This is a genomic window from Terrabacter sp. Root181, from assembly GCF_001428505.1.
In the GTDB taxonomy this organism is placed as follows: Bacteria; Actinomycetota; Actinomycetes; order Actinomycetales; family Dermatophilaceae; genus Terrabacter.
In genome coordinates, this window is sequence record NZ_LMHU01000011.1 from 95,513 (window position 1) to 116,271 (window position 20,759).

General features: G+C 70.9%; 17 protein-coding genes, 1 tRNA gene and 1 other RNA gene. 11 read left to right on the forward strand and 8 right to left on the reverse strand.

The genetic code is table 11. The features are described from left to right. Positions 1 to 278: 278 nt before the first annotated feature. Together ASD90_RS21950 and ASD90_RS21955 are read right to left on the reverse strand one after the other, a co-directional pair. Positions 279 to 632, reverse strand: coding sequence for a response regulator transcription factor (locus ASD90_RS21950; RefSeq protein WP_056761406.1), 354 nt, complete (start codon positions 630 to 632; stop codon positions 279 to 281). Beyond that, positions 629 to 2,548, reverse strand: a complete 1,920-nt coding sequence (locus ASD90_RS21955) for a TRAP transporter substrate-binding protein DctP (RefSeq protein WP_082588967.1) — start codon at positions 2,546 to 2,548, stop codon at positions 629 to 631. The genes ASD90_RS21950 and ASD90_RS21955 overlap by 4 nt, the downstream gene beginning before the upstream one ends. 213 nt (positions 2,549 to 2,761) lie before the next feature. Between ASD90_RS21955 and ASD90_RS21960 the strand changes: the two genes are divergently transcribed. The 5 genes from ASD90_RS21960 to ASD90_RS21980 all read left to right on the forward strand — a co-directional run bounded on the left by ASD90_RS21960 (position 2,762) and on the right by ASD90_RS21980 (position 9,757). After that, positions 2,762 to 4,546 carry a histidine kinase gene (locus ASD90_RS21960; RefSeq protein WP_056761414.1) on the forward strand — a complete coding sequence of 595 codons (1,785 nt, stop codon included), beginning with the start codon at positions 2,762 to 2,764 and terminating at the stop codon, positions 4,544 to 4,546. 162 nt (positions 4,547 to 4,708) lie between these two features. Next, positions 4,709 to 5,356, forward strand: a complete 648-nt coding sequence (locus ASD90_RS21965; RefSeq protein ID WP_056761417.1) for a response regulator transcription factor — start codon at positions 4,709 to 4,711, stop codon at positions 5,354 to 5,356. 254 nt (positions 5,357 to 5,610) lie between these two features. Beyond that, a complete protein-coding gene (locus ASD90_RS21970; protein ID WP_157610587.1) occupies positions 5,611 to 5,841 on the forward strand; it encodes a hypothetical protein in 231 nt (76 codons plus the stop codon). A 299-nt stretch (positions 5,842 to 6,140) separates the two neighbouring features. Then, the gene (locus ASD90_RS21975) at positions 6,141 to 8,777 is read left to right on the forward strand and encodes an adenylate/guanylate cyclase domain-containing protein (RefSeq protein ID WP_056761423.1); all 2,637 of its coding nucleotides are present in this window, start codon (positions 6,141 to 6,143) and stop codon (positions 8,775 to 8,777) included. A 143-nt stretch (positions 8,778 to 8,920) separates the two neighbouring features. Further along, positions 8,921 to 9,757 (forward strand): helix-turn-helix transcriptional regulator, encoded by an 837-nt coding sequence (locus tag ASD90_RS21980; protein ID WP_056761426.1) that lies wholly within the window; start codon positions 8,921 to 8,923, stop codon positions 9,755 to 9,757. Between the two features lie 85 nt (positions 9,758 to 9,842). On the opposite strand, the gene ASD90_RS21985 is transcribed toward ASD90_RS21980, so the two are convergent. From ASD90_RS21985 to ASD90_RS21995, 3 genes are all read right to left on the reverse strand, one after another. Beyond that, positions 9,843 to 10,913: a hypothetical protein gene (locus tag ASD90_RS21985; RefSeq protein WP_056761430.1), complete on the reverse strand. Its 1,071-nt coding sequence runs from the start codon at positions 10,911 to 10,913 to the stop codon at positions 9,843 to 9,845. After that, positions 10,906 to 11,409 (reverse strand): RNA polymerase sigma factor, encoded by a 504-nt coding sequence (locus ASD90_RS21990; RefSeq protein WP_056761432.1) that lies wholly within the window; start codon positions 11,407 to 11,409, stop codon positions 10,906 to 10,908. The genes ASD90_RS21985 and ASD90_RS21990 overlap by 8 nt, the downstream gene beginning before the upstream one ends. Before the next feature lie 134 nt (positions 11,410 to 11,543). After that, on the reverse strand, positions 11,544 to 13,133 hold the full coding sequence (locus ASD90_RS21995; protein ID WP_056761434.1) for a helicase HerA-like domain-containing protein: 1,590 nt from the start codon (positions 13,131 to 13,133) through the stop codon (positions 11,544 to 11,546). Between the two features lie 51 nt (positions 13,134 to 13,184). On the opposite strand from ASD90_RS21995, the gene ASD90_RS22000 reads away from it, so the two are divergent. Further along, positions 13,185 to 13,481, forward strand: coding sequence for a type II toxin-antitoxin system VapB family antitoxin (locus tag ASD90_RS22000; protein WP_020145941.1), 297 nt, complete (start codon positions 13,185 to 13,187; stop codon positions 13,479 to 13,481). Positions 13,482 to 13,526: 45 nt separating this feature from the next. Continuing rightward, on the forward strand, positions 13,527 to 14,063 hold the full coding sequence (locus ASD90_RS22005) for a LytR C-terminal domain-containing protein (RefSeq protein WP_056761437.1): 537 nt from the start codon (positions 13,527 to 13,529) through the stop codon (positions 14,061 to 14,063). 76 nt (positions 14,064 to 14,139) lie between these two features. Here ASD90_RS22005 and argF read toward each other — a convergent pair whose 3' ends face one another. Together argF and ASD90_RS22015 are read right to left on the reverse strand one after the other, a co-directional pair. Continuing rightward, positions 14,140 to 15,153: an ornithine carbamoyltransferase gene (gene argF / locus ASD90_RS22010; RefSeq protein ID WP_056761440.1), complete on the reverse strand. Its 1,014-nt coding sequence runs from the start codon at positions 15,151 to 15,153 to the stop codon at positions 14,140 to 14,142. Positions 15,154 to 15,197: 44 nt separating this feature from the next. Next, on the reverse strand, positions 15,198 to 16,148 hold the full coding sequence (locus tag ASD90_RS22015) for an MBL fold metallo-hydrolase (protein ID WP_082588970.1): 951 nt from the start codon (positions 16,146 to 16,148) through the stop codon (positions 15,198 to 15,200). Between the two features lie 87 nt (positions 16,149 to 16,235). Between ASD90_RS22015 and ASD90_RS22020 the strand changes: the two genes are divergently transcribed. From ASD90_RS22020 to ffs, 3 genes are all read left to right on the forward strand, one after another. After that, positions 16,236 to 16,323: transfer RNA gene (locus tag ASD90_RS22020), tRNA-Ser, on the forward strand. Between the two features lie 398 nt (positions 16,324 to 16,721). Further along, the gene (locus ASD90_RS22025) at positions 16,722 to 18,044 is read left to right on the forward strand and encodes an MFS transporter (RefSeq protein WP_056761447.1); all 1,323 of its coding nucleotides are present in this window, start codon (positions 16,722 to 16,724) and stop codon (positions 18,042 to 18,044) included. A 24-nt stretch (positions 18,045 to 18,068) separates the two neighbouring features. Beyond that, positions 18,069 to 18,165, forward strand: an RNA gene (ffs, locus tag ASD90_RS23255) — signal recognition particle sRNA small type. A 42-nt stretch (positions 18,166 to 18,207) separates the two neighbouring features. Here ffs and ASD90_RS22030 read toward each other — a convergent pair. Next, positions 18,208 to 19,281 carry a LacI family DNA-binding transcriptional regulator gene (locus ASD90_RS22030; RefSeq protein ID WP_056761450.1) on the reverse strand — a complete coding sequence of 358 codons (1,074 nt, stop codon included), beginning with the start codon at positions 19,279 to 19,281 and terminating at the stop codon, positions 18,208 to 18,210. A 203-nt stretch (positions 19,282 to 19,484) separates the two neighbouring features. Between ASD90_RS22030 and ASD90_RS22035 the strand changes: the two genes are divergently transcribed. Continuing rightward, positions 19,485 to 20,702, forward strand: a complete 1,218-nt coding sequence (locus ASD90_RS22035) for an MFS transporter (RefSeq protein ID WP_056761453.1) — start codon at positions 19,485 to 19,487, stop codon at positions 20,700 to 20,702. Positions 20,703 to 20,759: the final 57 nt, after the last annotated feature.

The following is a 20,759-nucleotide window of genomic DNA, read 5'->3' on the forward strand; positions in this document are numbered from 1 at the left end:
GACAACGCCCAGGACGTATGCCGCCCCGATGACGACCGTGACGTAGCGGCGCCTCGCGTGCCCGGTGGGATAGGTGAGGTGCAGCTGCACCAGCGGACCGCGGTGAAGGAAGACGGCTGCGGAGAAGACGCTGCCGACCAGCCACGTCGCCCCGACGAGCAGCATCAGCCGGGCGACCCTGCCGGACCGCATCGACGCCAGGCCGGCGGAGATCACGACCACACCGACCAGCAGGTCGACGACTTGGAGGAACCGACTCCCGACCATGGGTCACCCGGTCACCCGGTCAGCAGGTCCAGCGCAGAGCCGCTGAGCTCGCTCTTGCCGACGAAGCCGCGAGCGGGGCTGGCGGCAACGCGCGCTCCGTAGGATCTGCGCCCGCGAGTTGACGTCAGCACGACCGCACAGTGAGGCGCCGTGTCCGCAATGCGCTCGGACACCGCGAACCCGTCGACGTCCGGCAGAACGACGTCGAGCAGCACGACATCGGGTTGCAGGCGGCCGACCAGCTCAGCACCCGAGGAACCGTCGGCGGCTTCTCCGACGACGTCGTAGCCCTCCGTCTCGAGCAGCGCTCTGGCGAAAGCCCGGAAGCCGGCGTGGTCGTCGATGATCACGAGCGTCGGTGTCATGGCGCCCTCTTCGTCAGGGTCCACGGGTGGCGGGTCCACAGGACCCGGCTCTCACACCGCCAGGACCCCACGGGTGTGAGCGTCAGAGTCCTGCCGACGAACGTGAAGGTAGCGGTCATGGGGCCGCGGCGGTCAGTGCCGGCCGGATAGTTCGCTGTGCTCCTGAGACCGGTCAGCTCGAAAGTGTTGCCGTAGACGCGGTAGCTGCCCACCCATCCCATGCGGGCGATCGCCGTAGGGCTGACTTCGCTCTCGTGCTCCGTCACCACTCCGCCATCGAGAGTGAAGCTCAGGTACCAGGTGCGGGGGTGGTCCTGCGGGACGAAGAGTTCCCTGTTGAGAAGGTATTCACCCAGCTGGCCGTCGCAGAGGTGGCGGTCGGCTGGAGACAGAACCGTCTCGTACGTGCCCTCCGGAACCACCGGCGCGCCCGCCGCAGGGGGTGTCCGGAGGACCCAGGGTTTGGTCGTCCAGATGACGGTCTCGCCGCACGAGCCACCGGTCATGTCGCTGAACCGTAGGGCATTCCCGTCGAAGGACCACCTCGCGTTGAGGCTGTCTATCCGGATCCGGTCGCGCAGGGTGGAGTACGCCCCGTTGTATGCGGACTCCTTGGGCGCAGTCTGGCTGTCGACGCGTTGGCGAATGGTGACCTTGTCGCCCCTCACCTCGAGCGAGAACCAGGACCTTCGACCTGGAGTGCCCTGCCGCGGGCCGCCCGGGCACTGCCATCTGGCATCGTTGTCGAGCGCCATCTCGTAGGTTCCCTCGGGGAACGACCCGCGCGCTGAAACGGCTCCCGGCATAGGACAGACCGAGAGGTCCGGCGGCGCGGCGACGGTGGCCCTGAGAGCAGCGAGCCGGTCGAGCATGCGGGCGTTGTCCGGGTCGACGGCGGCGATCTGGTTGTAGACCGGTTGGACGGCCTGGCGCAGGGCGGCGAGCTGGAGGTCCGACGAGGCCGGGAACGCGACATCCTGACCACACAGCTTGGCGACCGCGGAGACGTCCTCCGTCCGAGCTGCCTCGAGAGCCGCCGGGACCGCAGTCGTTGCGGCCGTGCGCAAGACTTCCCGCTGGGCGTCGGTCAGCCCGCGGTAGGCCGCCTCGTTGAGGACCACGGTCATGGCCGCCGGCCAGAGGTTGAGGTTCGCGGTGACGTATCTCGCCTCGAGTCCGTAGAAGCTGCCGAAGATGCTGTCGACCTGTTGCTCGTAGGCGTCGAGCCCGCTGAGGCTTGCTCCGGACGACATTCGGGTGAGGGTCGCCCCGAGCGCCTTCGCCGTGGCCTCCGGTATGTCGCCGCCCTGGACTCCGAGTTCGGCGCCCCAGAAGTCCACGGGCTCCCGGAACGGCCTGCGCACCCCGAGCACCTTGCGCATCGGACCCGGCAGGACGGCGACCGCCATCAAGCCGTGCCCCTCGAAGCTGCGCGCCATCTCGAGCGGGATGCCCTCCGAGAAGATGCGATCCTGCATGTCGTGGCTGTCGACGAGCAGCGGGGCAACCAGCGGCTGGAACGAGGTCACCCCGATCAGGTCGAGCGACCGCACGCCGACCCAGGCACCCGGCACGCGACCGCTCGTCACGTCTTCGAGGGTGTTCTTCTCGAACAAGATCTCGCCCTGACGCCAGTCGTCGTTGAAGTGAAGGCGCAGGGCCCCGTGCGACTGCTTCTCCACCTCCGACGCATACGCCTGCACCTGCGCGGGCGCAGCGTTGTCAGGCTGGGCGATCTCCAGCACGGTCACCTCGTGGAGGCCACGGCCGCCGGCCCGGTCCGGTTCCGTGGTGGTGCACCCGGCGGCGACCACGGCCACGGCGGCCAGGAGCGCCCAGGTCGATCTCTTCACCAAGCAGCCGGCCGTCATGACAGTCGGCATGACTCCTGCGGTCGATGTCGTGCTTCGGATCATGGCCGGCACGTCCCTTCGGTGCCACAACGGTCCATTGTCTCGCTCCCAGGCCAGTGTCGTCCGGTCAATCGATCGAGCGAATCAGTGCCAACCCTGAGTCGCGAGGCTCGTCCTGGGTGGACGCTGGGTGACATGAGGGGTCCGCAGAGGGCGCGACGTGCGTTCGTCCCGGCGGCCGGGGGCGTCGCAGGCGGGCACGCGCCACGACGGGCGATGTCCGTCGATGCCGCACAGATCTTTCGGTCGGCCGTGACGCTGGGCATCACCGCTGGTCTCGCGTGGCTCACGGCACGCGTCGTGGCCGCGTCGCCGGGCTTCTCCGACAGCGGTGAGTCAGTTCGCTCCGAACTCGCCTTCTTCTGCACTGTGTCCTGGCTCGTGACCGTCGGAATCGTCCATCGGCTTGCCAGACCGGTGAATCCGTTCGGCTGGCTGCTGATCCTCGTCGCGAGCCTCATGCTTACGACCGAGTGGGACATCCCTGGTGCCGCAACGGCTGGATTCCTGTCTGCGGCAGTGTTTTCGGTGGGGCTGCTTCTCGCTGTCGCCGTTCCTGTCGCCGCGACCTGGACGGTGTTTGCCTTCCCATCCGGACACATCGACTCGCGTGCGGAGCGTTACCTGCTCGCGGCGGGAGCCCTCGTGCTCGTCGGTGCACTGGGACTCGTGCCCATGCTGTTCTTCGACCCGCAGGCCCTGGGCTGCTCGGACTGCCCGAGGAATCTTCTTCTGGTGCTTGACGACCCGGACGTGGCAGCAACATCCGCGCGACTGGCGATGATCGCCGCGCTCGCGTGGGCGATCGTCACAATGGTCGTCCTGGCCGTCGGCCTCGTGCGTATGAGTCCCGCGTCGCGACGGGCGCGTGGCGCGGTGTGGACGATCGGCTTCCTGTACCTGGCGGCGGTCGTGGCGCACCTCGTCATGAGCCTGGATCGCGGCTTCGTGGGAGGTTCGGCGGCGGAACAGGCTCTCTGGTGGGCGCAGCTCGTGGGTCTGGCCGCACTGGCAGCCGCGGTGGCGTTCAGCCTGCTGCGATCTCGTGTCATGCGCCGGGGCGTCACGGGCCTCGTCGTCGACCTGCACCGGGAGGCGGCGGCCGGCGGCATGCGTGAGGCGCTGGCCGCGTGGCTGCACGACCCATCGCTCCTCGTGGCCTATCCCGTCGACGGCACCTACCGCGACGTCCACCTCGAGACGGTGGACGTGACGCCCCGGCCGGGACGAGCAACCAGCCGACTCGTGAACGACGGCGACGAGATCGCCGTGCTGGTGCACCGGCCGGGCCTGCTCGACAACCCGGATGAGCTCCGTGAGGTCGTGACCGCAGCCCGGTTGGGGCTCGAGAACGAGCGGTTGCGCGCCGAGGGGCTCGCCCAGGTGCGCGCCCTCGCGGGGTCGCGTCTCCGCATCATCGAGGCAGGCGACCGCGAACGGCGTCGGCTGGAGCGCGACCTTCACGACGGTGCGCAACAACGTCTCGTCGGTCTTCTGCTGGGCCTACGCCTGCTGCGGGCGAGCATCGGGAAGGACCAGCCCGAGGTGGCAAGGACGGTGGATGTGGCGGAGGCCGAGGTTCAGGGTGCCGTGCGCGACCTCCGGGAGCTGGCCGCGGGGTTGTTCCCGAACGTCTTGGTGACCGAAGGGCTCGCAGGCGCGTGGGAGGCGCTGAGCGAAACACTGTCTCTGCAGGTCGTGGCCGCCCCGGAGGGGCGGCTTCCGACGGCGGTCGAGGCGACGGCATACGTCGTCGTCGCAACCGCTGCGGCACATGGGCCCACGACGGTTCGCGCGACATGCGACGGGGGCTGGCTCCGTGTCTGCGCGGACGTCGCGGATGCCAGCCTGGGCTTCTCAGCTCTCGAGGACCGGGTGGCCGCCATCGGCGGGCGCATCGAGTTGACGCACGTGGACGGCGGCAGCCGCGTCGACCTGGCGCTGCCGCTCAGGCTGGACGTGTCCCCTGACGCGGAACCCGCCGATGGCGTGCGGACGTGAGTCGACGATGCCCCTTGACCGTCGCAGAGGGATGATCCACTCCTCGGGGGCAAGCCTGCTCGGACTCAACCCCAAGTGCGCGGACGGCGGGGCTGACACACTGGCACGGGGACCAGGGCGACCGCCGAGATCGGTGTCGACTGGCCTCCGAGCGGAGGTGGCATGCGAGCCGTTGTTGCGGACGACACACTCCTGACGCGCGAGGGCGTCGTCGCCCTGTTGCGGTCCGGCGGGGTCGATGTCGTGGGCCAGGCGGCCGACGCCTCGGCGCTCCTCCACCTGGTGCGAGCCCACCGTCCGGACGTCTGCGTCGTCGACATCCGCATGCCTCCGACGCATACCGACGAGGGCCTGGTCGCGGCAGCCACGATCCGGTCCGAGTTCCCGGACACCGGCGTGCTGGTGCTGTCCCACTACGTCGAGTCGGCGTACGCGTTGCGTCTCATCGAGGACCAGCCCGAGGGCATCGGCTACATCCTCAAGGAGAGGATCTACTCGGGCGACGTCCTCGTCGACAGCCTGCGGCGGGTGGCGGAGGCGGAGACGGTGATCGACCCGACGATCGTCGCGCGCCTCCTGCACAAGCACCGCGACGCGGACCCGCTCGACGAGCTCAGCGTGCGTGAGCGCGAGGTGCTTGCTCTCGTCGCTGAGGGCCTGACCAACCAGGGCATCAGTAGGCGGCTGTTCATCACCGACCGCACGGTCGAGGCGCATGTCCGCCAGATCTTCACGAAGCTGGGGCTCGACGAGTCGCCGGAGAGCAACCGCCGGGTCCTGGCCGTCCTGACCTTCCTGCGCAGCGCCTGACGCCGGGACAGGTCAGGCCCCATGGGCCTGGCCGACGCCTGGTCGCGGACGCGCGGTTGATGCGCATTTCACAGCCTTTTGCGACGCCGCGATGCGGGGAAACCCCAAGACCGCGGTGCGCGGTCAAGTGCTACTCCGCATGTGCGCCAGGCCTCCCTGAGACGACTCTGGACGTGGATCACCCGGCGCGAGCCGCGACATCGATCCCGAACCACATCGCTTGACCCACAAGCGAACTCATCCAGGAGATGATCATGAACGTTCGCACCGCCACCGTCTCACTCGTCGCCTTCGGCCTGTTGGCACTGCCCGTCGCCGCTACCGCCTCGCCGGTTCCGGATCCACCGTCACGGCAGACGTCCGACATGGTCCAGGTGGCGATCGACGAGCTGACCGAGGCCTACGCGCAGGCGCGGCCCTCGGACAGACGCGGCATCCACAACGAGATCGTCCTGCTGACCAACGTCGGTCACGCAGCGCTCTGAGAGATGCAAGGAGCGTGGTGGGTCGCCGGCACCCGGTGCCGGCGACCCGCGGATGCATCCTCCGGCACGCTCCCTGTTCGCCCGGCCGGCCCTCCTCCTGCGTTCCACGCCTCCACCTGGACGAACCGCCCGGTATGCCGTTCGGTTGCATCGGCAGGAAAGGTGGCTCGGGTGTGCCCGGTGACGGGGGACGAGCGGCATACGCGATCACTGTTGGCAGGGCCCTCCACCGCAAATTCCTTGACGAGCCGCGATCCCAGGACCCACGCTCGGAAACGGCAGAGTGGGAGGGAGGCGCCGTGCGCGAGCTGCCGTCCGGGACGGTGTCGATGCTGTTCTCCGACATCGAGGGGTCGACGCTGATGCTGAGCCGTCTGGGGCGCCGGTACACGGAGGCCCTGGACAAGCACCGGGACGTGCTGCGTTCGGCATGGGCCGCCCACGGGGGCACGGAGATGGGCACCGAGGGGGACAGCTTCTTCGTCGTGTTCCCCACCGCCGAGGGCGCGGTGAGCGCCGCCGTCCAGGCCCAGCGCGGACTGGACACCCAGCCGTGGCCCGGGGACGAGCGCGTACGCGTACGCATGGGCATCCACACGGGGTCACCGCAGGTCCACCACGACGACTACGTCGGGATGGACGTGCACCGCGCGGCCCGCATCGCCTCCTCTGCCCACGGGGGGCAGGCCGTCCTGTCGTCGGTCTCGGCGGGGCTCGCTCGGGGCGCTCTTCCCGACGGCGTCGGACTGCGGGACCTCGGCAGCCACCGCCTCAAGGACATCCCGGAGCCGGAGCGGCTCTTCCAGCTCACGGTCGACGGCCTGCAGAACGACTTCCCGGCGCTCAGGACCCTCGGCGCTGCGACCCGCCTGCCGATCCCGACGACCCACCTGGTCGGACGTGAAGAGGCGGTAGAGGAACTGGTCGACCTGGTGCGGTCGCCCGAGGTCCGACTGGTCACGCTCAGCGGACCCGGAGGATCGGGCAAGACGCGACTCGCGACGGAGGTGGCGACCAACCTCGTGACGGCCTTTCCCGACGGGGTCTACTTCGTGCCCCTGGCGGCGGCCACCACCCCCGAGGTGACGTGGACGACGCTCGGCGACGTGCTCGAGGTGCCGCGGAGCAGCCGCCTGCCACCGCGACTGTTCGAGCAGGTGGCGAACCGGACGGCCCTCTTCGTCCTGGACAACCTCGAGCAGCTCAGCGACGCCGACGAGGTCGTCTCGGAGCTGCTGCAGGCGGCGCCCCGAGCAGCGGTCGTGGCCACCTCGCGTCGACCGCTGGCCGTGCCGGGGGAGCACCTCTACCCGGTCCTGCCCCTCGGCCTGCCGACCGGTTCGACGGTGGCTGCCGTCGAGAGGTCCCCGGCGGTGCAGCTGTTCCTGCAGCAGGCCCGTAGCGTGCGCCCGGACTTCCGGCTGACGCCGGAGAACGTCGACGCGGTCGTCGCCATCTGCCGGCGCCTGGACGGGCTACCGCTGGCCATCGAGCTGTCCGCCGCGCGGACCCGTCTGCTCGGTCCGCAGGCGCTCCTGCGTCGGATCGACACGACGCTCGACCTCGCGTCGATGAGCAGGCACGGCCCGATGAGGCACCGGACGCTGCGCGAGACCATCGCCTGGTCCTACGACCTGCTCCCCGGGCGTCATCAGGCGTTCTTCCGGCGGCTGGGGGTGTTCGCAGGCGGGGCAGACCTCGAGGCGGTGAGGGCGGTCGCGCTCCCCGCCGGGTCGGGGGACCCGCCCAGCGAGCCCCTGGACCTCGTCGCCGACCTCGTCGACGCCAGTCTCGCGCTCGTGTCCGAGGCGCCCGACGGCGAGCCGCGCATCACCCTCCTGGAGACGATCCGATCCTTCGCACTGGCGGAGCTGCGCGGCACGGGTCAGCTCGACGAGGCACGCTCCGCGCACGCCGACCACTACCTGGAGGTCGCCGAGAGCCTCAGGGTGACGCGCGACTCCGACCACCTCCTCGCCCTCGGCCAGGCGGAGGCCGAGCTCGACAACTTCCGTGAGGCCCTGGTGTGGGGGCTTCGCCATGGCGGGGCGACCGAGGGCCTGGATCTCGCCGCGACCTCGACCGCGCTCCGGTTGTCGACGTCGCTCGGATGGCTCTGGTACACGGGTGGATACGTCATCGAGGGATGCCGTTGGTTGGAGCTGGCTCTCGAGCGCGCCGGGAGCGCGCCGTCGGGGGAGCTCGCCGCATGCCTCGGGACCTACGCCAACCTCCTGATCGCGCGGGGTGAGGCCGATCGCAGCGCTGAGTACGCCATGCAGAGCCTGTCCATGGCGCGCGCGGTCGCCGACGAGGAGCGGGAGGCCTTCGCGATGGGGGTCCTCGGGACGGCGCAGCTGCACCAGGGGGACATCCACTCCGCCCATCGGACGTTCGAGGAGTCCCTCTCGCTGCACCGGCGGATCGGCAACCAGTCGAGGCTCACCCGTGCCCTGGGCAACCTCGCCGGGGTCGAGGAGGAGCTGGGCCACTACGCACGCGCCGAGGAGCAGACCCACGAGGCGCTCGAGATCGTCCGGGAGGCCGGCGATGAGCACGAGTCAGCGGTCCAGGGCCAGAACCTCGCCAACCTCCTGGCGGCGAGCGGGCGGGCGGAGGAGGCCGGCCGGCTCGCACAGTCGCTCGTCGACCAGGTCGTGCGGCTGCGCAGCCCGAACCTCACGATGGCCTTCGCCAACACCTACATGACCATCCTCATCGGGCTCGGGGACCCGGTGGGCGCCGCGCACCTGATCGGAGCCGAGGAGGCCATGAGGGACCGTCTCTCGCTGCCGAACCCCTACCGGGACGAGGAGCGGGCCGAGGCCTGGACCGCGGTGGAGGGGCACATCTCCGCCGAGGACTGGGCGCGCGAGATCCGGACCGGGCGGGAGTCCTTGGTGGAGGACCTGCTCCTCGGACTCGACGACGGCTGACCCCGCCGACCGGCGTCCACCGCCGGGTGCAGTCGCGACCGATCGACGCACAGGCAGGCACGTCGGAGACCCGAACCCGAGCTGCACGGTTCGGGACGCCACGTGGCGTCTCGTGGTGGCGCACCACTGGCAGGATGTGCGGCATGACCACGGACGTCCCCCTCAGCGTGCGCACCCCCTCACCCCTGGGCGAGTTCCTCCGCGCGCGCCGGCACGAGCTGGCCCCCGAGGAGGTCGGCATCAAGCGGGCCAAGGGTCGGCGCCGGGTGGGCCTCAGCCGCACCGAGGTGGCCGAGCTCGCGAACGTCTCCGTGGCGTACTACGACATCATCGAGCGCGGCCGCGACCTGCGTCCGAGCCAGAGCGTCATCGACGGCCTCGCCCGTGCCCTCAAGCTCAACGCCGACGGGCGCGCGCACCTGCACGCGCTCGCGACGGGCGCCCCGTCGCGGCGGCCGCAGGCGCACGAGGAGCTGACCGAGGAGCTCGAGGAGCTGCTCGACTCGATCGACCCGAACCCGGCCTACGTCGTCGGCGCTCGCTGGGACGTGCTCGGCGCCAACCACACCGCCTGCCAGCTGTTCACGGACTGGGAGAGCAAGCGGAGCAAGCGCGAGCGCAACCTGCTCTGGTTCTACTGCTGCGACCCGGCGGCCCGGAGCCTCTTCGTGGACTGGGAGCAGGAGGCGGCCGACCAGCTCGCGCTCTTCCGCGAGGCGTACGCGCGGCACCCGGACGACCCGTCGTTCAAGCGGATCCTCGATGAGATCTTCAAGACCAACCCGGACACCGTCGAGTGGTGGGAGCGGCACGACTCCGACCCGACCCGCGGCCGCACCAAGCGGATCCGCCTCGACACCGGCCAGGTGATCCAGCTGCGCCAGCTCGTGCTCCAGGTGCTCGACGAGCCGGACATCCGCATCATCAGCTACTTCGCCGACGTCGACGGGGACCTCGACGACGTCGAGCTCGACGCGTAGCCGAGGGTCGCCGGTCGGGTTGTCCCGGTGAGCCGTCCGCGCCAGAGCGCCCCGACCCTCGAGGTCGGGGCGCTCTGGCGGCCCACTAGCGAGCGATGACGGGCCACGCCCGCCAGTCGTCCGGCAGGACCGCCCGAACCACGAGGGGGTCCTGACTCGTCTCGTTGACCCAGTCGTAGGCGGCTTCGGCGTCCTTCGGTACGGACCTCAGCGTCCAGGTCCGTCCTCGGTCGCTGCTGAGCAACGCGGTGAGCGGCGTGCCAGCGACCACGTCCTCCTCGGTGCTCAGGTACCAGCCGATCGTGCCGTCCACGGCGTCCTCGACGAACGCCCGCGTCGGGCTCGCCACGAGCTCGTAGAGCTCGGGGCGCAGGAGGGTGCCGTCCGACTGCTCGACGACGGCCTGCCCGGTGTCCAGGATTCCCCACCAGCCGGCCTGATTGGTGATGGCCCAGGCCCCGGTCGGCAGATCGTCGACCGGGACCAGGACGTTCGCTGACAGGTCGACCACACAGATGCGCCAAGGCTGGTCCGGGCAGGTGACGTGCGGTCGCCCTATGGCCGACTGCATGTCCGTGGTGCGTACCGGGTCGACGGCAAGTGTCACGGGTGCGGCCAGGCGGGGGGACGCTGCGACGGTTCGCCACAGGGCCGGGTGCTGCGGCGAGGCCAGACGAAGGACCCAGACGCCACCGCCGGCGTACCTCAGGTCGTCACCGTCCCCGGGCGGTAGGAGCTGCTGACGTCCCGTGCCGTCCGTGACTTCCCAGGCGTCCACGAGCAGTGCCGGGTCGCACTTCGTCACCGTGAGGGTGTCACTGCTGCACTGTTGCCAGTCACGGATGACGAACTGTCCGGATCGTTCTGGGGCGATGCGCGTCCACCGAATGGTGGCGTTGCGACCGTTGACGATCTGCTCGGGGGGCCGGGCCGTGGCAGCCACAGAGGTCGGCGGATGCGTGGCGGGCAGCGCCCGAGGGCGACCTGACGTCGAGCTCAGCGCGATGACGGACACGACGGCGGCGAGACCGCCGGCCGTGACAGTGGTACCGACGCGACGCACGCGCCGGGTCCGCGCCCGGCGGGTGATCCCCTCGAACGCCGGCTCCTCGACCCGCTGGGCCACTTCGTCGACGAGTGACGTGAGGTCAGACATGGTCGGCTCCTTCCCGGTCCGAGAGCAGGTCGGCCAGCGCGACCCGTCCGCGCGACAGACGCGCCTTGACGGTGCCCTCGGCCACGTTGAGCTCCGAGGCCACGGTCGCGACGGGCAGGTCGATGACGTAGTGCAGGACGAAGGTCTCGCGCAGGACCGGGGTCAGGCGTCCGAGGGCGGCGACCAGCGCCACGTGGTCGGGGTCGAGCCCGAAGCCGTCGTCCGGCGCGGCCGCGCTGGACTGCGACAGGACACGACGGGCGAGCGCGCGGCGCCGCCACCCCTTGCGGATCCGGTTGAGGGCCACGGTGCGCAGCCACGCCTCCGGCCTGTCCATCTCGAGGAAGCGGCGTCGGTGGTAGACCGCCTGAACGAACGCCTCCTGCACGGCGTCCTCCGCGTCTCCGCGGTTGCCGCACACGGCATACATCTGCCCGACGAGTCTTCGGTACGACGCGTCGTAGATGACCCGGATCGGGTCCTCGTCCTCGGGCATGGCCCACCTCGGTTCCCGCTGATCAATCCTGACAGCGGAACAGTCCCTGCCGAGGTCGTTTGGTTGCGTCCGAGCACGCGAGAGCGCCCCGACCCACGAACGGTCGAGGCGCCCCGGTCAGGGAGTCGGTGGTGTCAGCGTTTGCGGGTGCCGAAGATGCTGCGGGTGATCTCGCGGCCGATGACGGTGCCCGCCGAGCGGAGCATCGACTTGAACGCCGAGCTCCCGGCGACCTGCTCGATGATGCTGGGCTCCTCCTTGGGCGCGCGCTTCGACGCGGGCACGGGCGCAGGGGTCGGGGCGGCGGGGGTCGGCGCGGGCGCAGCCGGGGCGGCAGGAGCCGCCTGGAGCCGGGCCGCCAGCTTCTCGTACGCCGACTCGCGGTCGACGACGTCGGCGTACTTCGTCCTGAGCTGGGACGCGGCGGTCACCGCGTCCATCGTCGCGGGCGACGAGGGGTCCATGAGCGAGTTCGGGGCCTTCATCCGGGTCCACGCGACGGGCGTCGGCACGCCCTTGTCGGACAGGACGGTCACGACGGCCTCGCCGATGCCGAGGCTCGTGAGGAGCTTCTCCATGTCGTAGGCCGTGTGCGGGTAGGTGGCGATGGCCTGCTTGAGCGCCTTCGCGTCGTCGGGGGTGAACGCTCGCAGGGCGTGCTGGACGCGGTTGCCGAGCTGGGCGAGGACTCCGGACGGGACGTCCTTGGGCGACTGGGTGACGAAGAAGACGCCGACGCCCTTGGACCGGATGAGCCGGACGGTCTGCTCGATGGCCTGCAGGAACGCCTTGCTCGCGTCGTTGAAGAGCAGGTGCGCCTCGTCGAAGAAGAAGACGAGCTTCGGCTTGTCGACGTCGCCCTCCTCGGGCAGGTCGTGGAAGAGGTCGGCGAGCATCCACATGAGGAACGTCGAGAACAGCTGCGGGCGGTCCTGCACCTGCGGCAGCTCGAGGCAGGAGATGATCCCCTTGCCGTCGGCGGTGGTGCGCAGCAGGTCGCCGGTCTCGAACTCGGGCTCGCCGAAGAAGGCGCCGGCGCCCTGGTCCTCGAAGGTGATGAGGTTGCGCAGGATGACGCCGGCCGTCGCGCTCGAGAGCCCGCCGAGGTCCTTGAGGTCGGCCTTGCCCTCGTCGGACGTCAGGTGGCTGATGACGGCGCGGAGGTCCTTGAGGTCGAGGAGCGCGAGGCCGTTCTTGTCGGCGTAGTGGAAGATCAGCCCGAGGCTGCTCTCCTGCGTGTCGTTGAGGCCGAGGACCTTGCTGAGCAGCGTCGGGCCGAAGCTCGTGATCGTGGCGCGGACCGAGATGCCGTCACCCTTGCCGCCGAGCGAGTAGAACTCCGTGGGGTATGCCGTCCCCGTCCACGGCATGCCGACGTCGGCCGCGCGGCTGGTGATCTTGTCGCCGCCCTCGCCGGGACTCGCGAGGCCGGACAGGTCGCCCTTCATGTCGGCGAGGAAGACCGGGACACCCTGGTCGGCGAGCTGTTCGGCCATGAGCTGGAGCGTCTTCGTCTTGCCGGTGCCGGTCGCGCCCGCGACGAGCCCGTGGCGGTTGAGGACGCTGAGCGGGATCTGCACGGGGGCGTCGGCGTGGGCCTGACCGTCGACGACCGCGGCGCCGAGCTTGAGCACCCCGCCGTCGAATGCGTAGCCCGCCCGGATCTCGTCGATCTGGGTCGTGTCGCCGGCCCCCGGGGCTCCTGAGGCGTCAGTCTCGGTCACGGTTCGAACTCTAGTGGCTGGTCGTCCACGTTCGACGCCTATGCTGACCCGGTGATTTTCAAGGCCGTCGGCGACTCGCGCCCGTACCCAGACCATGGACTCGAGACGACCAAGGACTGGTCGAACGTCCCGCCTCGGGTGGTGCAGCTCGGCGAGCTCATCACGACCAAGAGCACGCTCGACCTGCGCGGCCTGCTGGCCGACGACTCGACGTTCTACGGAGACCTCTTCCCGCACTGCGTCGAGTGGGAGGGCGAGCTCTACCTCGAGGACGGGCTGCACCGGGCACTTCGTGCCGCGCTGCAGCAGAGACCTGTCCTTCACGCCCGAGTCCTCGTACTCTCCTGACACAGGGCCGCTCGACCGCGGGGGCCGACGGACGAAGGAGCGTGGATGTCGGAGGTCGTTGACGAGGACGACCGCACCTACCGGGTGCGACGTCAGCGCCGATCGACGATCGTCATCGCGGTCGTCCTGCTGAGCCTGGCCGGGGCGTTCTACTACGCCTCGACGTACTTCCGTGACACGACCCCGACTCCGGGGCCGTGCACGACGGAGGTGCCCACCGCCGCCCTGCGGCCAGCCGACGTGAGCCTCAACGTCTACAACTCGACCGCGCGCAAGGGGCTGGCCGCGGCGGTCGCCAAGGCCGCAGGCGACCGGGGCTTCAAGGTCAAGGCGGTCGGCAACGACCCCAAGGACGCCAACGTCAAGCAGGTCGCGCAGATCCGCTTCGGCCCGGAGGGCGCCGCGTCGGCACGCCTCGTCAAGGCACACGTGCCGCAGGCGGTCTACGTCAACGACAAGCGCAAGGGCGACACCGTCGACCTCGTCGTGGGTGCGGCGTGGAAGAGCTTCGGCAAGGTGCCGGTCACCCCGACCCCGACCCAGACGCTGCGCCAGTGCCCGACGATCACCGTCCAGCAGTGACCGCCGGACCCGCCGGTTCGAGGTAGACGCGCGGGTAGAGCTGCGGCCCGTCCACCTCAGACGACAGGACTCGGACTCAGGCGTCGAGCGGCACCAGCGTGGCGACCATGAGCGCCTTGATCGTGTGCATGCGGTTCTCGGCCTGGTCGAAGACGACCGAGGCGTCGGACTCGAACACGTCGTCGGTGACCTCGAGCTCCTTGAGCCCGAACTGCTCGTGCACGTCCACGCCGACCTGCGTCTCGAGGTCGTGGAAGGCGGGCAGGCAGTGCATGAACTTGACCTGCGGATTCCCTGTCAGGGCAAGGAGCTCCGCGTTGACCTGGTAGGGCGCGAGCAGCTCGATGCGCTCGGCCCACACCTCCTTGGCCTCGCCCATCGACACCCACACGTCGGTGTGGACGAAGTCGACGCCGCGCACCCCTTCGGCCACGTCCTCGGTGAGCGTGACGCGCGCACCGGTCTCGGCGGCATACCTCCTCGCGACGGCGACGACGGCGTCGGACGGCCACAGTGACTGCGGCGCCACGATGCGCACGTCCATGCCGAGGAGGGCACCGGTCACGAGCAGCGAGTTGCCCATGTTGAAGCGGGCGTCGCCGACGTAGGCGTACGCGATCTGCTCGTCGGGCTTGCCGGCGTGCTCACGCATGGTCAGCGCGTCGCACAGCGACTGCGTCGGGTGCCAGTCGTCGGTCAGGCCGTTCCAGACGGGGACCCCGGCGAAGGCGCCGAGCGTCTCGATGACGTCGTGGCCGGCGCCGCGGTACTCGATGCCGTCGTAGAAGCGACCGAGCACGCGGGCGGTGTCCTTGGCCGACTCCTTGTGGCCCATCTGCGAGCCGATCGGGTCGAGGTAGGTCGTGCTCGCGCCCTGGTCGGCCGCGGCCACCTCGAACGCGCAGCGCGTGCGGGTCGAGGTCTTCGCGAAGAGCAGGGCGATGTTCTTGCCGGTGAGGTGTCGCACCTCGCGGCCCTCACGCTTGGCGGCCTTGAGCTCGGCGGCGAGGTCGAGCAGCGCCCGGAACTCGTCGGGCGTCAGGTCGATCTCCTTGAGCAGGTTGCGGCGGTGGAGTGCGGCGAGCGACATGCACGTGATGGTTTCAGGCGTGGTCGCCGCCCGGCAATCCGGTCTCAGGGGCCCGTCGGCCGCCGATGCAGGCCGAGGCGCCAGCGCACCTGCTCGAGCAGGGCCCGGGCCTGGAGCGGGACGATGACCCGCGGCCCCTCGCCGACGCAGAAGACGACGTCGTCGAAGTGGTGGATGCCGGGCCGCTGCGCGACGGTGCGGAAGGCGTCGCGGGCGGCGCGCAGCTGCGCCACCGTCATGAAGGGGGACGGCTCGTCGGGCTGGTACCGCGAGCCGAGCGGGTAGTCACGCCCCGGTCGCCGCGTCATCTCGACGTGGCAGCCGAGGACGTGACGCACGTCGCGGTCGTCGGCGAAGGTGACGAGCCGGTCGAAGGTGTCGAGCAGGGCCGGCGGGTCGTTGACGTAGATGCGGCCGGGGTAGACGGTGTCGCCGGTGTGGAGCAGCCCGGTGCGGGCGTCGTGCACGGCGATGGAGGCCGCATGGTGCCCGGGGATGCCGAAGATCTCGAGGGTGCGATCGCCGAGGTCGAGGGTGACGACCTCGTCGGGCCAGTCGCCGATGCCGAAGAAGTCGCGCACCGCCTCGACGTCGCGGCCGACGACCGTCGTGTGCGGTCGGTCCGCGAAGGCGGCGTCGCCGGCGACGTGGTCGCCGTGGCCGTGCGTGTGGGCGACGACGAGGTCGTACGCGTCGACGGCGGAGGCGGTGACCGTGTCCTGCGTCGAGCGCCAGTCCGCGACGAGGTCGTCGACGATCCGGCGCAGGGTCGTGCCGTCGACCGCGCCGGTGTCGAGGAGCAGGGCGCGACGCTCGCCGAGGAGCAGCAGGATGAACGGCGCCTCGAAGGTGAGGTCCTTGCTCTGCCGGATCAGGACCGTGCCGGGGGCGAGGTGGTGGACCTGGAGCGGTGGGTCGGTCAGGTGTCGTGGCGACGGGGAGCCGTGGATCCAGGCGACGTCGGTGTCGAGGGGGAGCGGCGCGAGCGGGGCCATGGGCTGATTGTGCTCCGGGGTGGTGTCGGGCGTCCTCCCGGGATGCCGATTTCTTGTGCGGGGTCCGCCTCCGGTAGCCTGCGCGACGGAGGATTCGCATAGTGGCCTAGTGCGCACGATTGGAAATCGTGTTGGGATAAAACCCTCGGGGGTTCAAATCCCCCATCCTCCGCCAACAGCAACGGCCCCCATCGCGCTCAGCGCGATGGGGGCCGACGCTTCCCCCATCCCCGCGCACGATGGTGTCCCCAGCCCGCGACAGGAGACCCAGCCCGGACGAGGGCCAGGGGGCCTGTCGGCGAGCTCCACGCATACGCAAGCTCTGTCGGCGGTCTCCACGCTCGTGGACGAGGCCGACGACGCCACGACGAGCGCGCCGAACAGGAGTGCGAAGCCGACCGTCCAGCGGATACCCGCGACATCGGGTCCGGGACGACGAACGTTGCGGCGGCAGTGAGGATTCCGGCGATCACGAGCCCGAGGGGCAGCGGGCCCGGGGCGTCGGTCGGCGCCAGAGGCGAAGGTCCCGAAAACCGTGCGACGGCTGTCGGTGGGTCACGGCAGACTGCCCCGGTGAGCTCGACCAGTGCCGCCCGACCACCGCTGTCCTCGTTCTGGCACGACCTGCCGCGCGAGGGCAAGCTGCTCATCTCGACCGTCGTCTTCCAGTCGATCGGCACGGGCCTCGTCCTGCCGTTCATGGTCGTCTACCTCCACGAGGTGCGCGGCATCCCGTTCGAGGCCGTGGGGCTGCTGCTCGCCCTCCAGGCCGGGGTCGGCATCGTGCTCGTGGCGCCGGCGGGGGCGCTCATCGACCGCATCGGCCCGCGGCGGGTCTACGCGAGCAGCCTCGTCGCGCTGCTCCTCGCCGACGTCGTGCTGGCGCTCGCGACGACGACGGGGCAGGCGGCGTTCGCGCTCGTGCTCATGGGCTACGGCTTCGGCATCGTGTGGCCGGCGTCGAGTGCACTCATCGGCAACCTCATCCCCACCGAGCAGCGCCAGCGCTACTTCGGCATCAACTTCACGCTGCTCAACCTCGGGATCGGCCTCGGCGGCATCGTCGGTGGCCGCTTCGTCGACGTGACTCGGCCCGGCACGTTCGTCACGGTCTACCTGCTCGACGCCCTCAGCTACGTCCCGGCGCTGGTGATCCTGCTCGGCCCGCTGCGCCGGGCCCGTGACCGGGTCGAGCGGCCGGTCGACGCCGGGTCCGAGTCGGTCTCCTACCTCGCGCTGCTGCGCGATCCGCGGCTGCGCGCGCTGCTGCTCCTCGTGGGGGTGGCCGCGCTCGTCAGCTATCCCCAGCTCAATGCCGGCATGCCGGCCTTCGCCCGCGCGGTGGGGCAGGTGTCGACCGAGGGGCTCGGCTACGCGTTCGCCGCCAACACCGTCGTCATCGTCCTGCTGCAGCTCTTCGTGCTCCAGCGCATCGAGGGGCGGCGCCGCACCCGCGTCACCGTCGTCATGGCCTTCACGTGGATGGTGGCCTGGTCGCTGCTCGGCGCGACGTCGCTCGTGCCGGGCACCGTCACGGCCACGGTCCTGCTCTGCGCCTGCGCGGGCGTCTTCGGGCTCGGCGAGACGATGCTCCAGCCGACGAGCGCGGCCATGGTCAACGACCTCGCGCCCGACCACCTGCGCGGCCGCTACAACGCGCTCAGCTCGCTGATGTTCTCGGTCGCGTTCGTCGTCGGTCCGGTCGTCGCGAGCCTCCTCATCGGCCGCGACCTCGGCCTGGTCTACATCGCGTTCCTCGTCGGCGGGTGTGCCCTGCTCGCCGTCATCGCGCTCGTCGTCGAGCGGCGCCTGCCGCCGCACGTCAACGGCGTCCGTGAGGTCAAGGAGGTGCCGGCCGCGAGCCCGGCCACCGCGGGAGGGGCGATTTCCGGCTGACGTCGGCCGCGGCATACACTGGCCGTCGGCACCCCGCGTGGTGGTACCTCTCCGAACTCCCCCAGGGCAGGAATGCAGCAAGGGTAGGAGAGCTCTTCCAGGTACGCGGGGTGTCCCTTTTCCCTCCGGGGTTCCTACCGGGCCGGGCGCTCGTGGGCCTCCGTCAGGGTGGGGGCGCCGTCGTGGTGCCGACCCGCAGCAGGACCGGCTGGGTGACGCTGCGCGGGCGTGTGCCGTCGAGCCGCCGTCGCACGAGGGTGCCGAGGAGGCGTCCCTTCTCGCGGCCCTGCTGGTCCATCGTCGTGATGCGGTGCGGCAGCCAGGGGAGGTCGACGCCGTCGAAGCCCGTGACGCTGAGGTCGTCGGGCACCCGGAGGCCGAGCTCCTCCGCCGCGACGATGACCCCGGCCGCGATGACGTCCGACTGGGTGACGATGGCCGTGGGCCGTTCCTGCTCGGGCACGTCGAGCAGGGCGCGGCCTGCGATCCGACCGCCCTCGAACGACGACCCGTCGCCGGTCTGGACCGCGGGGGCGTCGGGCCCGAAGACGTCGCGGAAGCCGAGGAGACGCCCCACGCTGGGCACGTTGGCCTCACCCGGCCGCACCTCGGCGTCCGGGACCGGGCCGGCGGTGCTCGTCGGCAGCAGCGGCATGGCGACGTGGGCGACCCGACGGTGCCCGAGCTCCCTGATGTGCTCCGCGACGGCGACACCGGCGGCGCGCTCGTCGATGCGGACCTGGGTGATGCGCCGGTCGCCCGGCACGCCGGTGCTGAACATCGGGATGCCGCGGGCCGCGAGGTGCTCGACGGCCGGGTTGTCGCCGGGCCCGCAGAGCGAGAAGACGACGGCGTCGAGCGCGAGCGGCGCGAGCTGGGGGATGACGGACTCGCTGGTGCCCGCGGGCTGCCCGATGAGGAGCATGCCGGTGGGCACTGCTTCGAGCACCTCGGCGAGGCCGTCGAGGACGGCGATGGCGAAGGGGTCGCGGAAGGCCATCCGCAGGCGTCCCTCGACGAGGACGCCGATCGCGCCCGAGCGGCCATGGCGCAGCGACGAGGCGAGCGGGTTGGGCCCCGTGAAGCCGAGCTCGGACGCGGCTGCGCGGACGCGGTCGCCCGTGGCCTCCGCGACCGGTCCCTTGCCGCTGAAGACGAGGGAGGCCGTCGACACCGACACTCCTGCGCGCTCGGCGACATCGCGGAGCGTCGGGCGGGCTTGACCTCGGGCAACCATGGGAGGCATGCTATCGAAACGTTTCGAGTCGAATCGATTCGAAGACGTCCGGGGCTCGTCCCCACCGCTCGACCCACGCTCCGACCCACGCTCCGACCCACGCTCCGACCCCGTCGCCGGGCCGCGGTCGAGGTGGCCGGCCGTCCTGACGGCCCGCCTGCTCGTCTCGCCCCGACCGTCGCCGTCCCTGAGAGGCTCTTGTCATGTCCGCCGTCAGCGCCCCGCCGGCCGCCGTCGTCCGCACGGCCCGCACCGCCGTCTTCACGGCCTTCGCGATCAACGGTGCCGCGTTCGCGGCCTTCGCCTCGCGGGTCCCGGACATCAAGCACGAGCTCGGGCTCTCGGCCGGCGAGCTCGGCCTGACCCTGCTCGCGGCCTCGCTCGGATCGGTGATCGGCCTGCCGCTGTCGGGCTGGATCGTGCACCGCCTCGGGGCCGCCCGCACCCTCATGGGCGCTGCCATCGTCCAGAGCGTCGGACTCATCGGTGTCGGTCTGGGTGTCGACGTCGCCGGCAACCGGGCAGTCGTCATGGCCGGCCTCGTGCTCGTCGGCATCGGCACCGGCGTCTTCGACGTCGCGATGAACCTCGAGGGTGCCGAGGTCGAGCGCTTCCTCGGCCGCGCGATCATGCCGCACTTCCATGCGGCCTTCAGCGGTGGCACGGTCGTCAGTGCCCTCATCGGCGCCGGGCTGTCGTTCCTCCACGTGCCGGTCGCGGTGCACCTCGCCGGCGTCGTCGTGCTGCTGCTCGCGGTGACCCCGTGGTTCCTCCGCGCGTTCCTGCCCCGGTCGGTCGAGACGGACGAGACGGGTGCGGAGGTGCGGTCTGACGCCGGGATCGGTGCCGCCTGGCACGAGCCACGTACGCTGCTCATCGGTGTCGTCGTGCTGGCGGCCGCGTTCACCGAGGGCACGGCCAACGACTGGGTCGCGGTGGCTCTCTCCGACGGCTACGGCCTCGAGCGCTGGGTCGGCGTCGTCGGCTTCGCCGTGTTCCTCACCGCGATGACCGCAGGCCGGCTGCTCGGCACCCGCGTGCTCGACCGGCGCGGCCGAGTGCCCGTGCTCCGCGTCCTCTTCGTGTCGGCCGTCGTCGGCTGCCTGCTCGTCGTCTACGGCGGTCCGGTGCTCGCGTTCGTCGGAGCCGCGGTCTGGGGTGTCGGCGCGAGCCTCGGCTTCCCCGTCGGCATGAGCGCCGCGGCCGACGACCCGAGGCGCGCCGCCGCCCGGATGAGCGTCGTCTCGACGATCGGCTACACGGCCTTCCTCGCAGGCCCGCCCCTGCTCGGCTTCCTCGGCGACCACGTCGGGGTGCTGCACTCGCTGCTCGTCGTCGGCGCCATGGCGGTCGTCGCCCTGCTCGCGCTCCCCGCCGTCCGCGAGCCCGACGCGAGGGAGTGCCCGGCCCCACTCGAGTGAGCGCCCAGCCCCACGCGAGTGGCCTCGGCGCCCCACCTGTCACACGCGCCTGGGACG

Coding starts and splice junctions, on each gene's coding strand:
- ASD90_RS21950 (WP_056761406.1), bottom strand. CDS start 632: ATGACACCGACGCTCGTGATCATCGACGACCACGCCGGCTTCCGGGCT.
- ASD90_RS21955 (WP_082588967.1), bottom strand. CDS start 2,548: ATGATCCGAAGCACGACATCGACCGCAGGAGTCATGCCGACTGTCATG.
- ASD90_RS21960 (WP_056761414.1), top strand. CDS start 2,762: ATGTCCGTCGATGCCGCACAGATCTTTCGGTCGGCCGTGACGCTGGGC.
- ASD90_RS21965 (WP_056761417.1), top strand. CDS start 4,709: ATGCGAGCCGTTGTTGCGGACGACACACTCCTGACGCGCGAGGGCGTC.
- ASD90_RS21970 (WP_157610587.1), top strand. CDS start 5,611: ATGAACGTTCGCACCGCCACCGTCTCACTCGTCGCCTTCGGCCTGTTG.
- ASD90_RS21980 (WP_056761426.1), top strand. CDS start 8,921: ATGACCACGGACGTCCCCCTCAGCGTGCGCACCCCCTCACCCCTGGGC.
- ASD90_RS21985 (WP_056761430.1), bottom strand. CDS start 10,913: ATGTCTGACCTCACGTCACTCGTCGACGAAGTGGCCCAGCGGGTCGAG.
- ASD90_RS21990 (WP_056761432.1), bottom strand. CDS start 11,409: ATGCCCGAGGACGAGGACCCGATCCGGGTCATCTACGACGCGTCGTAC.
- ASD90_RS22005 (WP_056761437.1), top strand. CDS start 13,527: ATGTCGGAGGTCGTTGACGAGGACGACCGCACCTACCGGGTGCGACGT.
- argF (WP_056761440.1), bottom strand. CDS start 15,153: ATGTCGCTCGCCGCACTCCACCGCCGCAACCTGCTCAAGGAGATCGAC.
- ASD90_RS22015 (WP_082588970.1), bottom strand. CDS start 16,148: ATGGCCCCGCTCGCGCCGCTCCCCCTCGACACCGACGTCGCCTGGATC.
- ASD90_RS22030 (WP_056761450.1), bottom strand. CDS start 19,281: ATGGTTGCCCGAGGTCAAGCCCGCCCGACGCTCCGCGATGTCGCCGAG.
- ASD90_RS22035 (WP_056761453.1), top strand. CDS start 19,485: ATGTCCGCCGTCAGCGCCCCGCCGGCCGCCGTCGTCCGCACGGCCCGC.